The sequence below is a fragment of the Pseudomonas sp. 5.2 genome (assembly GCF_059025405.1).
This window is the reverse complement of record NZ_JBYBHH010000003.1, coordinates 106,379-120,265: the sequence shown is the minus strand read 5'-3', so window position 1 is coordinate 120,265 and position 13,887 is coordinate 106,379. Positions and strand designations below refer to the sequence as shown.

Here is a 13,887-nt window from a genome sequence, read left to right as displayed (position 1 = left end):
GGGTGTGCATCGTCGACGATGATGCGTCTGTGCGCAAAAGCCTGGCCAACCTGCTGCGAGCGACAGGCTTCGGCGCGTTGCTGTTTGGTTCGGGCGAAGAGTTCTTGGCCTCGACGCTGGCGCGCGAGGCCGGGTGTGCGTTGCTGGACTTGAAGATGCCTGGGCTTTCCGGGCTGGACGTACTGCGTGAGCTGGCGCGCAGGGGCTGGCGGCTGCCGGTCGTCTGCATGTCGGCGCATTGGGACGACATGGCGCTGAAGGCTGCGCAGCGCCATGGGGCGGTGGCGTGCCTGGGCAAGCCGTTTTCTGAAGAGGCGTTGCTGGCGGCGGTGGAGGCGGCGTTGACTGGCGCAAGAGCGGTTTAGAGAAAGCACATCTGCGCAATCAATCCAGGCATGGATCGGCGAAGGTTCGCAGTCGACCCATCCTTGAGACACACCCAGATGCTACGCCCTAATGTCTTGCATGACGCTTCATCCCCCATCTTCACCGCAGCCGGTTTGCTGTTCATGCGCGTTGCGGCTGCCTTGCTGTTGTTGCTGATCCATGGGTTACCCAAGCTATTGGACTGGAACGGTGAACTGCAGCGCATCGAGGACCCTTTTGGCCTGGGTGCGCCGTTGACGTTGGGCTTGGCCGTGTTTGCCGAAGTGTTCTGCCCGGTATTGCTGATTTTGGGTGTCGCGGCGCGGCTGGCTTGCTTGCCAGTGCTGGTGGTGTTGTTGGTGGCCCTGGTGGTGGTGCACCCTGACTGGACGCTGGAGCAGGGCCAATTCGCCTGGTTATTGGTGGTGCTGTATGGCGGGCTGGCGCTGACCGGACCGGGAACATTCTCGATTGCTGGGCTTCAGCAAAAGAACATCGCCGGATAGGGGCGGCAGTGCGGCCGCAAAAAGGGCTTCGCCCAATCAACTCCCCGGCCGATACTGCAGCGCCTCGGCCAGGTGCGCCCTGGTAATCGACGCCACACCTTCCAGATCCGCCAGCGTGCGTGCCACTTTCAGCAGCCGATGTGCCGCGCGCAACGACAGGGTCAACCGTTCGCAGGCTGTCTCCAGCCAGGCTTGGTCCGCCGCCTCCAGCGGGCAATGGCGGCGCAAGCCGTTGAGGTCGAGAAAGGCATTTGCGCACCCTTGCCGGCGTTGCTGCAGCTCGCGTGCTTCGGCCACCCGTTCGGCGACAGCGGCGCTGGTCTCGCCGCTGGGTTGGTTGTTGAGGGTGGTGGTTTCACGCGCCACGGTCAGGTGCAGGTCGATGCGGTCCAGCAGTGGGCCCGACAGTTTGTTGCGATAGCGCTGGATCTGCTCGGTGCTGCAGCGGCAGCGGCCGGTAGGGTCGCCCAGATAGCCGCAAGGGCAGGGGTTCATCGCGGCCACCAACTGGAACCGCGCAGGGAAGCGTACCTTGTCCCGAGCCCTTGCAATCACGATCTCGCCGGACTCGAGCGGCTCGCGCAATACCTCCAGCACACGCCGCTCAAATTCGGGCAGTTCATCGAGAAACAGCACACCATGGTGAGCCAAGGTGATCTCGCCGGGTTGCGGCCGACTGCTACCGCCTACCAGCGCAGGGCCCGAGGCTGAGTGGTGTGGATGGCGGAACGGGCGTTGCGGCCAGCTGTTCAACGGCGCATGGCCGCTGACTGACTGAATGGCTGCCACCTCCAGCGCTTCGCGCTCGTCCAGTGGCGGCAACAGCCCTGGCAGGCGGCTGGCAAGCAAGGTCTTGCCGGTGCCAGGCGGGCCGGTAAACAACAAGTTATGGGCCCCGGCAGCCGCCAGCAGCAAGGCGCGCTTGGCCGCGATTTGGCCCTGTACCTCGCTGAGGTCGGGGTAGGGCCGGCTGTTCAAGACCAGGCCATTGGCGGCATACGGCGGCAAGGGCACTTGGCCGTTCAGGTGGGCGACCAGCTCCAGCAGGTGCCCGACGGCATACACCACCAGCCCGCCTGCCAGGCTTGCTTCCTCGGCGTTCTCCCGCGGGACTACCAGCGCCCGGCCCGCTTCCCGTGCCGCCAGCGCCGCCGGTAGCACGCCCTGCACGGGGCGCAATTGGCCGGACAGCGCCAGTTCGCCAAGGCATTCGATGTCGCAGAGGGTGGCCACCGGCACCTGCCCACTCGCGGCGAGGATGCCCAAGGCAATGGCCAGGTCATAACGCCCGCCATCCTTGGGCAGGTCGGCAGGCGCCAGGTTTTGCGTGATGCGCCTGGCTGGGTAATCCAGGCTGGAATTGACGATGGCACTGCGGACCCGGTCTTTGCTTTCCTTGACCGTGGTTTCGGGCAGGCCGACCAGGGTCAGGTGGGGAAGGCCGTTGGCCAGGTGGGTTTCGACGCTGACCGCCGGTGCCTGCACGCCGACCTGGGCGCGGCTGTGGACGAGAGCAAGTGACATGGACGCTCCATTGTCGCGGAATGGGGCCGCTTCCTGCGGCTTGGGCAAGCTTAGCGGCGACAGCCGCGATCAGCGCAATAAGTGTGCGTCCTGGTTTTTCAGGTCAGGTATTTCCCCTGGGTTTTCTTAGAATCCGACACAAATGGATCCAATTATTTTTGCGCAGATCCAGGGTATGGCTTAGTGTTGAAGGGCTACTGTGATTGCCATGGGATGGCAACACAACTTCCTACAAATGGACTTGAGGTATTGCCCCGTGCAAACGCTCACTCGCACTCGCCAGGCAATCCGTGAACTGGTGCAGGCCAGTGCATTCGTTGAACTCAACCGCTTCTTCGACATCCTCGAAGTACGCTGGCGGCAGTCGCCGCCCGGCGAGTTTCCGGCCTACCTGGAGGCCGTCGAAGGGCACATGCTGGTCGATTGGGACAGCCAGGGCGACAAGGCCCTGACGCAGATCCTCAAGGCCTGGATCGATGCCTGCCCCAAGGCCTATCACCCTCAGGTAGTGATGGGCTTTCATTGTTTCAGCCGGGCCTGCCATATCCGCGAGTCTGCCAACACCCAGCCCATCAGCGCCGAGCGTCGGCTGGCGGCGGAGCAGGTTTGCGAGATTGGCGCGGTGCACCTGCTGCGTGCCATGGAGCGCTCGAGCCAGCCCGTGGCAGCGGCGATCGGCATGCTTAAGATCAGCGCGCATTTCGCTGAGCCAGGCTGGTTGCTGGGCCTGTTCGACGGCCAGCCGGTGCGCTTCAGCCCCTGCACTGAGGCCGACGTGGAGGTGCAAGAGGCTGCAGCGCCGCTGCTGGTGAGATACGGCCTGCTACCCCTGGCCGAACTGCCACAGGCCTTACCGGCGTGCCTGGGCGAACGGGCCGAGCAGGGGCGAGAAAACGCCCAGCACTATTGGCTGCATCAAGCACTTGGCGCATTCCCCGGCTGTTTCGAAGCGATTCAGGCTTATGCAACCTACCTGTTGCCCTGCTGGGGAGGCAGTGACGCCGCGATCGACGCCCTGGCCAGTGGGCCGCTGTGTGAGCGTTGGCGCGAGGAACAACGCAATGCACTGCGCTGGCTGGCTATCGAGGACCAGCTCGAACTGCCGCATGCCGGCCAGTCGCAGTCGATCGCTGTGTGGCTGCAGGTCTTCAAGGGGTGGTCGCTGCGAGCACTGAGGCCCAGGGAGCGCGCCACCTTGCTGGCCTGGCGTGGTGCATTGCGCGGTTGTGCTCAGCAGGATTACGCCGGCGCCCTGCGCGATTTTGCCGCCAGTGTGAATCTTTACCCTGACCTTGGGTTCGTCCCAGGCATCGGCCAGCCCTTCCGTAGTTTTGTCTGCGTCATGCTGTTCCACGCAGTGAAGGATGATCAGCAGGCCTTTCGTATCGCTATCGAGCAGCTCTGCGCGAGCCGCTCGCACCCCGCCGCCTGTGCTTTGCGGGCGGTTGGGCATGCGTTTGGGCTGTGGGGTTTTCAGTGCTCGAACGAGCAGGCACGTGTGTGGTCACTGGCTGCGGTAAAGCGCCAATGTGGCCGCCAAGGGCCGGGTTTGGACGTGCTTGAAGTGCCACGCCTACTTTGGGCTGCCAACCAGCACGAGGCGGCGTTCTACCTTTATGAGCGCTGTGCCGAGCTGAGCCTGCCAGAGGCTGCCCTTAGCCTTCATGACCTGCACCGAGGCGCGCTGCCCAACACCCCCGCGCAGTACCTGGACGCGAGTGCTGCCGACTATTGGTTGTTGCGCGCGGTAGAGACCGGTTGCAAGCAGGCGAAATACACCTTGGCCTGCCGTCGCATGCAAAGCGCAGAAGCCTTGAATGAGCGCAGTGCCATGCTGGCCGTCAGGCGATTGTTGAACGATGCGTTGGGCGATTTGCAGACCGCTGCCAGTGCGCGTTTGCAGCTGGGTATTCTGCTGCGTCAGTTCGGCGAACCGCAGGAACAGGCCGAAGCCGTCGACTACTTGCAGGCGCTGGTCGAGCACCCGGACGCCAGTATTGCCGCTCGCGCCAGTGCTGAACTAGGGCTGGCCTGGATGCAAGGGCATGGCACGCGCAAGCAAAGCCGCTTCGCCGCCATCGAGTGGATCAACCGTGCGGTCGCATTGCAGCCGGCGGATAACGACATCGAGCATATCCAGGCTGAGATACTCAACTCGCACAACCGGGTGAAGACACTGTTCACCTTGTGCGGCGCGACGCTGTTTCGCGGCACACTGCACGCCAGCGAGCTACCGCCGAAACCAGGTAATCGGCGCGAGGATCGATTGCAGGCCTCCGCCTGAGCCTTATTCGCTGGTCGGCGCCATCCGCGCTTCCAGCTCGGCGACCTGTTTCTCCAGGGCCTCCAGGCGGGCGCGGGTACGGGCCAGCACGACCATCTGGCTGTCGAATTCGTCGCGGCTGACCAGGTCCAGCTTGCTGAAGGCGCCCTGCATCAGCACCTTGAACTGGCTTTCCAGTTCGGCGCGGGGCTGGGCGGTATCGCTGCTGAACAGGCGTGAGGCCTGGTCGCTCAGGGCATCAAGAAGGGCTTTGGGCGCGAGCATGTTCGGCTGTCCACTGAAACTGAAAAATGACCCGCAGTGTAACACGCAGCAAAACGCGGTTTGGCCAGTGAGCAAGCAGTGTGCACTGCACATTTTTCGCGCAGTGGGCCAAGCCGGCGCGCACCGAAATCGTGCATCTTTTCAATGCTGGCGACTGGCCAATCCCGACTATTTCGTGCAACTCGCTGTTTTCTGGCGTTTTAGTGGAACTGGCAAGGTTTCTGCAATGACCTGTACGAGCCATGCACTGATGCAGTTCCTTGTGACCAGGCAGTGCGCACGCGGAGCCGGATGCCGACGACGCGTTACAAAGCCAACCGCTGCGCTTAGACTTGAGACGGGTTTGTTTTCCTGGGGCAAGTCCACCAAATCGGGAGAGAGTTTCATGAAGCTAGTCACAGCCATCATCAAGCCGTTCAAGCTGGACGACGTGCGCGAGTCACTGTCGGAAATCGGCGTGCAGGGCATCACCGTCACTGAAGTCAAAGGCTTCGGTCGGCAGAAGGGCCACACCGAGTTGTATCGCGGTGCTGAATACGTGGTCGACTTCCTGCCCAAGGTGAAGATCGACGTCGCCATCGACGACAAGGACCTTGATCGGGTAATCGAAGCCATCACCAAGGCAGCCAACACCGGCAAGATCGGTGACGGCAAGATCTTCGTGGTGAATCTGGAGCAGGCGATCCGCATCCGTACCGGCGAAACCGATACCGACGCGATCTAAGTAACAAAAAAAGCCTCACCAAACCCAACGCCCCAGGAGAAAACAACATGACTCTGCGTAAGATCGCAGGGCTAGGAGCCCTATTGTCCCTCGTAATGCCCGGGCTCGCCCTGGCAGAGGAAGCTGCCCCAGCGCTGAACTCCGGCGACACCGCCTGGATGTTGACCGCTACGGCGCTGGTGCTGTTCATGACCATCCCGGGCCTGGCCCTGTTCTATGGCGGCATGGTGCGTTCCAAGAACGTACTTTCGGTGATGATGCAGTGCTTCGCGATCACCGGTCTGATGAGCATTCTCTGGGTCGTCTACGGCTACAGCATGGCCTTCGATACCAGCGGTATGGAAAAGGGCGTGCTCAACTTCAATTCCTTCGTCGGTGGCTTCTCCAAGGCGTTTCTCAGCGGCGTCACGCCCGACAGCCTGACTTCGGCCACCGCATTGTTCCCTGAGGCGGTGTTCATCACCTTCCAGATGACCTTCGCCATCATCACCCCGGCGCTGATCGTCGGTGCCTTCGCCGAACGCATGAAGTTCTCCGCGATGCTGGTGTTCATGGGCATCTGGTTCACCCTGGTGTACGCACCGATCGCGCACATGGTGTGGAGCGGTGATGGCGCACTGATGTGGGACTGGGGCGTGCTGGACTTCGCCGGCGGTACCGTGGTGCACATCAACGCAGGTATCGCTGGCCTGGTGTGCTGCCTGGTGCTGGGCAAGCGCAAAGGCTACCCGACCACGCCGATGGCCCCGCACAACCTGGGCTACACCCTGATGGGCGCAGCGATGCTGTGGATCGGCTGGTTCGGCTTCAACGCAGGTTCTGCCGCCGCCGCCAACGGCACGGCCGGCATGGCCATGCTGGTGACCCAGATCGCCACCGCCGCCGCAGCCTTGGGCTGGATGTTTGCCGAGTGGCTTGGCCACGGCAAGCCGAGCGCCCTGGGCATCGCCTCGGGTGTGGTCGCCGGCCTGGTCGCAATCACGCCTGCCGCAGGCACCGTGGGCCCGATGGGCGCCCTGGTGATCGGCCTGGCTTCGGGTGTGATCTGCTACTTCTGCGCCACTAGCCTGAAGCGCAAGCTGGGCTATGACGATTCGCTGGATGCCTTCGGCGTACACGGTATCGGCGGTATCGTCGGCGCCATCCTTACCGGTGTGTTCGCCGCACCGGCCCTGGGCGGCTTCGGCACGGTCACCGATATCGGCATGCAGGTCTGGATCCAGGCCAAAGGCGTGATTTTCACCGTGGTCTACACCGCCATCGTCACCTACGTGATCCTCAAGGTGCTGGACCTGGTGATGGGCCTGCGGGTCAACGAAGAAGAAGAGTCGGTCGGCCTCGACCTGGCTCAGCACAACGAACGCGGCTACAACCTGTAACTGCGACGCGGTAAAAACTTGCCCGGTTCGCCGGGCATTTTTTCGTCTGATTTTTGCCATTTCCCGCACGGCAAACGGTTTATCCGTCACGTTCGCGACGTAGGCAGAAAACTTACAAGATGCCGAGCGTTTATGGAGCTTTGCTTTTTCCACGGGCGCGCTAGAATGCGCGCCGAAGGGTGTTTGACATGCAGTCCGCACGCTTCCCCAGCCTTTGCTAGGCTTGCCATTAGCGCGTGGCCAGCAGGTGGCTCAAGGATTTCGTCAGGTCCTGCCAGGAGCAGGGCCTGCAGGGTACGACCCTCCCATCAGGAGGTGGATGCCCAAGGCAGTGGCCAACCCACGGCCAGTTGAATTTTCACCGGTGGCTGCCGGTCTACGGCTGCACTGGTCTATAACCAACCTGCTTTTCGCAAGTCATGAGGTAGAACATGAGCGACGATGATCTGGAAAACGACGACCTCGAAGTAGGCGACGATGATGAGGCTGATGAGGGTCTCGAAGCAGCGGCTGACGACGTTGCGGAAGACGCTGGCGAAGACGATAGCCCTGCGCCCACTGCCAAAGGCAAGTCCAAGGCCGCTGTCTCGGTAGACGAGATGCCGAGCATGGAAGCCAAGCAGAAGGAGCGCGATGCCCTGGCCAAAGCGATGGAAGAGTTCCTTTCGCGCGGTGGCAAGGTGCAGGAAGTGGAGGCCAACGTGGTCGCCGATCCGCCCAAGAAGCCGGACAACAAATACGGCAGCCGCCCTATCTGAGTGGTCGCCCACAAAAAAGCCCGCCGTCGCTGCGGGCTTTTTTGTGCCTGTTGGGTTTAGGAGCGCTATCGCCGGCAAGCCAGCTCCCACAGGATAAAGCTACCTTAGGCGCAGCGCATACCTGTGGGAGCTGGCTTGCCGGCGATGGGCCGCGAAGCGGCCCCTGTCAGCGCCAGCGCGCCATTACCTCAGGCAGTTGCGAAAGCCGCTGGATCTCGGCATCGGGTGCCCGCTCACCGGCCCAGGCCTTGCCTTGTGGGTTGAACCACACGGCCCGCAGCCCGGCCCGTTGGGCGCCGGCGATGTCATCGCCGGGGTGGTCACCCACATGCACCGCCGCGCTGGCTTCGACCTCGCCACGTTTCAGCGCCTCCAGAAACGGTGCCGGGTCCGGTTTGCCGATGCCCAGGTCCTCGGCGCACAAGGCAAAGCGGAAGTAGTCCGCCAAGCCCAGGCGGCTCACATCGGCGTTGCCGTTGGTGACCACCCCCAGGGTGTACTGGTGGCGCAGGATTTCCAGCACCGGCTGCACCTCAGGGAAGATTTCCACCTGGTGGCGTGCATGCAGGAACACTTCAAAGCCTTCGTTGGCCAGCGCCTGCGCGTGCTTTTCGCTGTAGCCGACTTCTTCCAGGGCATGGAACAGCACCCGCCGGCGCAGGGCGCTGATACGGTGCTTGAGGCCGGGCTCGGCCTGCACCAGGCGCTCGCGAATGGCGAACAGGTGTTCGACCGGTACGCCGCCGAGGATCGGCGCGTTGGCTTCGAGCCAGTCGCGCAGCACCACTTCAGCGCTGGCAATCACCGGCGCGGTGTCCCACAGGGTGTCATCGAGGTCGAAGGTGATCAGCTTGATGCTCATGAGTCTGTGCCTTTGCTGCGTTTGGCCCGAGGGTGGGCGCTGTCGTACACCGCGGCCAGGTGCTGGAAGTCCAGGTGGGTGTAGATTTGCGTGGTGCTGATGTCGGCATGGCCGAGCATCTCTTGCACCGCACGCAGGTCCTGGGACGATTCCAGCAGATGGCTGGCGAAAGAATGGCGAAGCATGTGCGGGTGCAGGTGCTGGCCCAGCTCGCGCTCGCCGGCGACCTTGACCCGCATCTGGATGGCCCGTGGGCTCAGGCGATTGCCCTGGCGCGTGATGAACACGGCGCTGTCGCGTGGGCCGCCGATGCCGCGCAGGCGCAACCACGCCTGCAGGGCCTCGCGGGCTTTACGGCCGACAGGCAGTACGCGCGCCTTGCCACCCTTGCCCAGCACCTGCACTAGCCCGCCGGCAAGGTCGAGGTATTCGAGGTCGAGGCCAGCCAGTTCGGACAGGCGCAGGCCTGACGAATAGAACAGTTCGAGGATGGCCTGGTCACGTCGGGCAATGAAGTCGTCGTCGACGCCGCCGTCGAGCAGTTGCAGGGCGCGGTCGGTATCCAGCGTCTTGGGCAGGCGGCGCTCGCCCTTGGGCGCAGACAGGCCGCTGGCCGGGTCGTGCTGGCACAGGCCTTCACGGTTCAGGTATCGGTACAAGCCGCGCACGGCCGACAGCAGGCGCGCCAGGCTGCGCGAGGATTGGCCTTGGTGGTGCTGGCGGGCGATCAACTGGCGTAGCTGCTGGATTTGCAGCGCTGGCCAGCCGGCGATGCCCTGATCGTTGCAGTAGGCAATGACCTTGTCGAGGTCACGGCGGTAGGCCAGCAGGGTGTGCTCGGACACCTGGCGCTCATTGCGCAGGTGGGCGCAATAAGCCTCCAGCTGGCGTTCCATCAGCGCACCGGACGCAGGGTCAGGGTAACGCGCGGCACGACACGGCCCAGCACCTCGGCAATGTAGCCGAGGAACAGGGTGCCGACGCTGCTCTTGTAGTGTTGCGGGTCGCGGCTGCCAATCGCCAGTACGCCGTGCAGCCCTTGGTATTCGAGGGCGGCAACGGCGCTGGAGCCGACTTCGAGGCGCTGATCTTCACCGAACAGAAATGCCAGCTCATGGTCGCGCAGGTTGCCGCTGACCGTTTTACCGCCCCCCAGCAGGCCGCCGATGGCTTGGTGCGCCTCGGCGTTGCTGACCCAGCGGCCCACTGGCGCGACGTTATCGCCGAACAGGATCAGGCTGACGAAGGGCACCTGAAACTCCTGGCGCAGGCTGTCTTCGACCGCCATCACCACTTCTTCCAGGCTGCCAGCATCGAGCAGGTCGAGGATCAGCCGGCGGGTCTTGTCGAATAGCCGGTCGTTGTCTCGCGCCACGTCCATCAGTTGCGACAGGCGATGGCGCATCTCGATGTTGCGGTCGCGCAGCAGCTTGAGCTGGCGCTCCACCAGCGACACGCTGTCGCCACGCTGGTGGGGGATGCGCTGCTCGACCAGCAGTTCGTCGTGCTCGGCGAAGAAGGTCGGGTGGGCGCGCAGGTACGCGACCACCGCCTCGGCATCGAGCTCGGTGGACTGCTGGGGTACAACCTTGGGCTGATCGGTCATGGCGGTTACTCGCTTAGAGACGAACCTGTCCTTCGTAGACGCGTACGGCCGGGCCGGTCATCAACACGGGCTTGCCGGGGCCGGCCCATTCGATGTGCAGGCGGCCACCCGGCAGGTCGAGGGTCACCGGTGAGTCCATCCAGCCTTGGCTGATAGCCGCCACGGCCGCAGCGCAAGCGCCGGTGCCGCAGGCCTGGGTCTCGCCGGCACCGCGTTCCCAGACCCGCAGGTTGGCACGGTGACGGTCGATGACCTGGATGAAGCCAGCGTTGACCCGCTGCGGGAAGCGCGGATGGTTTTCGATCTTCGGGCCCAGGGCATGCACAGGCGCGGTATGCACGTCATCGACGCGCAACACGGCATGTGGGTTGCCCATGGACACAGCGGCAATGGCGTGAACCTCGCCGTCGACTTCCAGTGGGTAACTCAGTGCCTGCTCGTCGGCGACAAAGGGGATTTCGGCCGGCACCAGGCGCGGCGGGCCCATGTCGACACTCACCTGGCCGTCGTTCTGCACGTCCAGCTCGATGATGCCGCTCTTGGTTTCGACGCGGATGCGCTTTTTCGCGGTCAGGCGCTTGTCCAGCACGAAGCGGGCAAAGCAGCGCGCACCGTTGCCGCACTGTTCGACTTCGGAGCCGTCGGCATTGAAGATCCGGTAGCGGAAGTCCACTTCTGGATTGTTCGGTGCCTCGACGATCAGCAGCTGGTCGAAGCCGATGCCGGTGTGGCGGTCGCCCCATTGCTTGGCATGCTTGGGCTGGATGTGTGCGTGCTGGCTGACCAGGTCGAGGACCATGAAGTCATTGCCCAGCCCATGCATCTTGGTGAAACGCAGCAGCATGGGCTCACTCCGGCAGCAGGCTTTCGCCAGCATACAGTTCGGCGACGGTTTCGCGGCGGCGTACTTCGAACGCCTGGTCACCGTCGACCAGGATTTCGGCGCAACGGCCACGGGTGTTGTAGTTCGAGCTCATGACAAAACCATAGGCGCCGGCAGACTGCACAGCCAGTAGATCGCCTTCGGCCAGGTTCAGCTCGCGCTCCTTGGCAATGAAGTCGCCGGTTTCGCAGATCGGCCCGACCAGGTCGTAGGCGCGGCCTTGGCCTTCGCGTGGGGTGACCGCGCTGACGCCCATCCAGGCCTGGTACAGGGCCGGGCGGATCAGGTCGTTCATCGCCGCATCGATGATGGCGAAGTCTTTGTGTTCGGTGTGCTTGAGGTACTCGACGCGGGTCAGCAGAACACCGGCGTTGGCCACGATGTAGCGGCCCGGCTCGAAGACCAGGGCCAGGTCGCGGTCGCCGACGCGCGCGCGGATGGCCTTGATGTAGTCGGCCACCAAAGGCGGCTCTTCATCGCGGTAGCGCACGCCAACGCCGCCACCCAGGTCAAGGTGGCGCAGGTGGATGCCGCAGTCGGCCAAGCGGTCGACCAGGTCCAGCAGGCGGTCGAGGGCATCGAGGAACGGCTCGACGGTGGTCAGCTGCGAACCGATGTGGCAGTCGACACCGACCACGTCCAGGTTCGGCAGTTGGGCGGCACGCACGTAGATGGCTTCAGCGTCGGCGATGGCGATGCCGAATTTGTTTTCTTTGAGGCCGGTGGAGATGTACGGGTGGGTGCCGGCGTCGACGTCCGGGTTGACCCGCAGCGAGACCGGGGCAACCTTGCCCATCTCGGCGGCCACCACTTGCAGGCGCTCAAGCTCGTCGGTGGATTCGACGTTGAAGCAGTGCACGCCAACTTCCAGCGCGCGGCGCATGTCTGCGCGGGTCTTGCCGACACCGGAGAACACCACACGATCAGCACGGCCGCCAGCGGCCAGTACACGCTCCAGCTCACCGCCGGAGACGATGTCGAAGCCTGCGCCCATACGGGCCAGCACGTTCAGCACACCGAGGTTGGAGTTGGCTTTGACTGCGAAGCACACCAGGTGTTCGACGCCTTGCAGCGCGTCAGTATAGCTGCGGTACTGGGCTTCGATGTGGGCGCGCGAGTACACGTAGGTCGGGGTGCCGAAACGTTCGGCGATGGCCGACAGGGCTACACCTTCCGCGAACAGTTCACCGTCGCGGTAATTGAAAGCGTTCATCTGATTTCCTTACTGCTCTGGCGTTTGCTCGGGCTGGATAGGCTGCTCTTCTTGCGGCTGTACCGCCGGAGCGTGCTTGTGCTGATGCGACTTCTGGCTGCCCTTGCCGTCCTTGCCGTCTTCCGGCAGGTACAGGGGGCCCTTCTGACCGCAGGCCGAAACGAGGCAGGCAACCGCGACCAGCGCCGCGAGCGAGGAAATCAGGCGCTTCATGGGTGAAATCCTTTGAAATATGCAGTATTGCGCCCGAGTATACCGAGCGACCGGCGGATTGCCTATGCAAGAGCCGGTCCGCCGGGCGGGCTATTCTTGCCGCCTGCAATGGCTAATCTTTGCATTCGGCGGCAAGCGCCCGTATCTTGCCCGGCTTGCCTGTAACGCAGCCAATTTCGAGGTTCCTGCAATGAGTTTGAGCGAAGCGCGTTTCCATGATCTGGTCGACGCGACCCAACAGGCCCTGGAAGACCTGTTCGACGAGAGCGGCATGGACCTGGACATGGAGAACTCCGCCGGTGTCCTGACCATCAAGTTCGACAACGGCAGCCAGTTGATCTTCAGCCGCCAGGAGCCCCTGCGCCAGTTGTGGCTGGCGGACAAGTCGGGTGGCTTCCACTTCGATTATGACGAAGAGAGCAAGAAGTGGATCTGCGAGAAGAGCGAAGAGCTGCTCGGCGAGATGCTGGAGCGCATCGTCTGGGAGCGGGCCGGCGAGAAGCTGGACTTTGACGAGATCTGAGATGAGTGAGCAGCCGCGGCCGCCCAAGCCGCTCTACAGCAATGTCAGCACGGCCGTGAAATCGCCGTGCATCAGCGTCTGCCGCCTGGATGAGCAGCGTGTCTGCACCGGCTGCCACCGCCCTGTGGAGCACATCCGCGAATGGCGGTCTGCAGACGACGAGCGGCGCCGGCAGATCTGCCGCGAAGCCGAGACCTTGCGCGCACGGGCTTGAGTATTTGCCCGGCTGTGGTAGTGTCAGGTTCTGCGTCGGTGACGCCAAAGTCATCATAAACCCCGCCCTTGGGCGGGGTTTTGCTTTATTTGCCCGACGAAAATTGCCTGTTCAAAGGAGTCTGACTGGATCATGAGCACCAAGCCTTCCCTCATCCTCACCCGATTGGACGTACAACGTCTCGAGCGTCTGATCGACAGCCTCGACGAAAGTACGCCGGGTGTGCTCGCCCTGCAGGACGAGCTTGACCGCGCCGAACAGGTGGTCGGTCACGAGGACGTCCCGGCCGGGGTGGTGACCATGAACTCGCGCGTGCACTGCCGTGAAGAGGCCAGCGGCAAGGACTACCACTTGACCTTGGTGTACCCGAAGGATGCTGGGCCGGAAGGCAAGGTATCGATCCTGGCGCCGATTGGTTGTGCCTTGCTGGGCCTTTCAGTCGGTGAGCAGATCGACTGGCCGGCGCCGGGCGGCAAGACCCTCAAGCTGAAGCTGCTGGAAGTCGAGTACCAGCCAGAAGCGGCGGGTGATTTCGACCTGTGAGCCTTGAGGGCCGCTGCGCCAAGTC

General features: G+C 63.4%; 17 protein-coding genes. 9 read left to right on the top strand and 8 right to left on the bottom strand.

The genetic code is table 11. The features are described from left to right. Nucleotides 1-2 precede the first annotated feature (2 nt). A complete protein-coding gene (locus tag AC5PZ0_RS06355) occupies nucleotides 3-365 on the top strand; it encodes a response regulator transcription factor (protein ID WP_493854621.1) in 363 nt (120 codons plus the stop codon). Between the two features lie 78 nt (nucleotides 366-443). Further along, complete coding sequence (locus AC5PZ0_RS06350; protein ID WP_493854549.1) at nucleotides 444-872, top strand: DoxX family protein; 429 nt, start codon at nucleotides 444-446, stop codon at nucleotides 870-872. Between the two features lie 36 nt (nucleotides 873-908). On the opposite strand, the gene AC5PZ0_RS06345 is transcribed toward AC5PZ0_RS06350, so the two are convergent. Then, nucleotides 909-2,396 (bottom strand): YifB family Mg chelatase-like AAA ATPase, encoded by a 1,488-nt coding sequence (locus tag AC5PZ0_RS06345; RefSeq protein ID WP_027592198.1) that lies wholly within the window; start codon nucleotides 2,394-2,396, stop codon nucleotides 909-911. A gap of 256 nt (nucleotides 2,397-2,652) precedes the next feature. Here AC5PZ0_RS06345 and AC5PZ0_RS06340 point away from each other — a divergent pair, with 256 nt between their 5' ends. Continuing rightward, the gene (locus AC5PZ0_RS06340; protein WP_493854548.1) at nucleotides 2,653-4,680 is read left to right on the top strand and encodes a DUF4034 domain-containing protein; all 2,028 of its coding nucleotides are present in this window, start codon (nucleotides 2,653-2,655) and stop codon (nucleotides 4,678-4,680) included. A 3-nt stretch (nucleotides 4,681-4,683) separates the two neighbouring features. Here the strand turns inward: AC5PZ0_RS06340 and AC5PZ0_RS06335 are convergent, their stop codons facing one another. Beyond that, nucleotides 4,684-4,944, bottom strand: coding sequence for an accessory factor UbiK family protein (locus AC5PZ0_RS06335; protein WP_027592202.1), 261 nt, complete (start codon nucleotides 4,942-4,944; stop codon nucleotides 4,684-4,686). 385 nt (nucleotides 4,945-5,329) lie between these two features. Between AC5PZ0_RS06335 and glnK the strand changes: the two genes are divergently transcribed. The 3 genes from glnK (at nucleotide 5,330) to sutA (ending at nucleotide 7,805) form a co-directional block, all read left to right on the top strand. Next, nucleotides 5,330-5,668, top strand: coding sequence for a P-II family nitrogen regulator (gene glnK / locus AC5PZ0_RS06330; RefSeq protein ID WP_002555808.1), 339 nt, complete (start codon nucleotides 5,330-5,332; stop codon nucleotides 5,666-5,668). Between the two features lie 47 nt (nucleotides 5,669-5,715). Then, nucleotides 5,716-7,047 (top strand): ammonium transporter, encoded by a 1,332-nt coding sequence (locus AC5PZ0_RS06325; RefSeq protein WP_027592203.1) that lies wholly within the window; start codon nucleotides 5,716-5,718, stop codon nucleotides 7,045-7,047. 431 nt (nucleotides 7,048-7,478) lie between these two features. After that, nucleotides 7,479-7,805 carry a dormancy-specific transcriptional regulator SutA gene (gene sutA, locus AC5PZ0_RS06320; RefSeq protein WP_027592204.1) on the top strand — a complete coding sequence of 109 codons (327 nt, stop codon included), beginning with the start codon at nucleotides 7,479-7,481 and terminating at the stop codon, nucleotides 7,803-7,805. A 166-nt stretch (nucleotides 7,806-7,971) separates the two neighbouring features. Here the strand turns inward: sutA and AC5PZ0_RS06315 are convergent, their stop codons facing one another. The 6 genes from AC5PZ0_RS06315 to lptM are packed head-to-tail and all read right to left on the bottom strand — an operon-like array spanning nucleotide 7,972 to nucleotide 12,582. Next, nucleotides 7,972-8,667 (bottom strand): HAD family hydrolase, encoded by a 696-nt coding sequence (locus tag AC5PZ0_RS06315; protein ID WP_085272188.1) that lies wholly within the window; start codon nucleotides 8,665-8,667, stop codon nucleotides 7,972-7,974. Further along, nucleotides 8,664-9,563, bottom strand: a complete 900-nt coding sequence (xerC, locus tag AC5PZ0_RS06310; protein WP_275748283.1) for a tyrosine recombinase XerC — start codon at nucleotides 9,561-9,563, stop codon at nucleotides 8,664-8,666. The genes AC5PZ0_RS06315 and xerC overlap by 4 nt, the downstream gene beginning before the upstream one ends. Then, nucleotides 9,563-10,273 carry a DUF484 family protein gene (locus AC5PZ0_RS06305; RefSeq protein WP_493854547.1) on the bottom strand — a complete coding sequence of 237 codons (711 nt, stop codon included), beginning with the start codon at nucleotides 10,271-10,273 and terminating at the stop codon, nucleotides 9,563-9,565. Before AC5PZ0_RS06305 ends, xerC begins: the two co-directional genes overlap by 1 nt. A gap of 13 nt (nucleotides 10,274-10,286) precedes the next feature. Further along, entirely contained in the window at nucleotides 10,287-11,117 is an 831-nt protein-coding gene (gene dapF / locus AC5PZ0_RS06300) for a diaminopimelate epimerase (protein WP_027592208.1), read from the bottom strand. Nucleotides 11,118-11,121: 4 nt separating this feature from the next. Further along, nucleotides 11,122-12,369, bottom strand: coding sequence for a diaminopimelate decarboxylase (gene lysA / locus AC5PZ0_RS06295; RefSeq protein ID WP_099430766.1), 1,248 nt, complete (start codon nucleotides 12,367-12,369; stop codon nucleotides 11,122-11,124). A 9-nt stretch (nucleotides 12,370-12,378) separates the two neighbouring features. Beyond that, entirely contained in the window at nucleotides 12,379-12,582 is a 204-nt protein-coding gene (gene lptM / locus AC5PZ0_RS06290) for an LPS translocon maturation chaperone LptM (protein WP_033693895.1), read from the bottom strand. 190 nt (nucleotides 12,583-12,772) lie between these two features. Between lptM and cyaY the strand changes: the two genes are divergently transcribed. The 3 genes from cyaY to rnk all read left to right on the top strand — a co-directional run bounded on the left by cyaY (nucleotide 12,773) and on the right by rnk (nucleotide 13,862). After that, nucleotides 12,773-13,105, top strand: a complete 333-nt coding sequence (gene cyaY, locus AC5PZ0_RS06285) for an iron donor protein CyaY (RefSeq protein WP_027592210.1) — start codon at nucleotides 12,773-12,775, stop codon at nucleotides 13,103-13,105. Nucleotide 13,106: 1 nt separating this feature from the next. Beyond that, nucleotides 13,107-13,319 (top strand): DUF1289 domain-containing protein, encoded by a 213-nt coding sequence (locus tag AC5PZ0_RS06280; protein ID WP_493854546.1) that lies wholly within the window; start codon nucleotides 13,107-13,109, stop codon nucleotides 13,317-13,319. Between the two features lie 132 nt (nucleotides 13,320-13,451). Beyond that, a complete protein-coding gene (rnk, locus tag AC5PZ0_RS06275; RefSeq protein WP_027592212.1) occupies nucleotides 13,452-13,862 on the top strand; it encodes a nucleoside diphosphate kinase regulator in 411 nt (136 codons plus the stop codon). Nucleotides 13,863-13,887 lie beyond the last annotated feature (25 nt).

Bases quoted from the DNA above. Each gene is read 5' to 3' on its own strand.
- AC5PZ0_RS06305 (WP_493854547.1), bottom strand. From the start codon at position 10,273: ATGACCGATCAGCCCAAGGTTGTACCCCAGCAGTCCACCGAGCTCGAT.
- glnK (WP_002555808.1), top strand. From the start codon at position 5,330: ATGAAGCTAGTCACAGCCATCATCAAGCCGTTCAAGCTGGACGACGTG.
- AC5PZ0_RS06325 (WP_027592203.1), top strand. From the start codon at position 5,716: ATGACTCTGCGTAAGATCGCAGGGCTAGGAGCCCTATTGTCCCTCGTA.
- cyaY (WP_027592210.1), top strand. From the start codon at position 12,773: ATGAGTTTGAGCGAAGCGCGTTTCCATGATCTGGTCGACGCGACCCAA.
- AC5PZ0_RS06350 (WP_493854549.1), top strand. From the start codon at position 444: ATGCTACGCCCTAATGTCTTGCATGACGCTTCATCCCCCATCTTCACC.
- AC5PZ0_RS06335 (WP_027592202.1), bottom strand. From the start codon at position 4,944: ATGCTCGCGCCCAAAGCCCTTCTTGATGCCCTGAGCGACCAGGCCTCA.
- lysA (WP_099430766.1), bottom strand. From the start codon at position 12,369: ATGAACGCTTTCAATTACCGCGACGGTGAACTGTTCGCGGAAGGTGTA.
- AC5PZ0_RS06345 (WP_027592198.1), bottom strand. From the start codon at position 2,396: ATGTCACTTGCTCTCGTCCACAGCCGCGCCCAGGTCGGCGTGCAGGCA.
- lptM (WP_033693895.1), bottom strand. From the start codon at position 12,582: ATGAAGCGCCTGATTTCCTCGCTCGCGGCGCTGGTCGCGGTTGCCTGC.
- sutA (WP_027592204.1), top strand. From the start codon at position 7,479: ATGAGCGACGATGATCTGGAAAACGACGACCTCGAAGTAGGCGACGAT.
- AC5PZ0_RS06280 (WP_493854546.1), top strand. From the start codon at position 13,107: ATGAGTGAGCAGCCGCGGCCGCCCAAGCCGCTCTACAGCAATGTCAGC.
- rnk (WP_027592212.1), top strand. From the start codon at position 13,452: ATGAGCACCAAGCCTTCCCTCATCCTCACCCGATTGGACGTACAACGT.
- xerC (WP_275748283.1), bottom strand. From the start codon at position 9,563: ATGGAACGCCAGCTGGAGGCTTATTGCGCCCACCTGCGCAATGAGCGC.
- AC5PZ0_RS06315 (WP_085272188.1), bottom strand. From the start codon at position 8,667: ATGAGCATCAAGCTGATCACCTTCGACCTCGATGACACCCTGTGGGAC.
- dapF (WP_027592208.1), bottom strand. From the start codon at position 11,117: ATGCTGCTGCGTTTCACCAAGATGCATGGGCTGGGCAATGACTTCATG.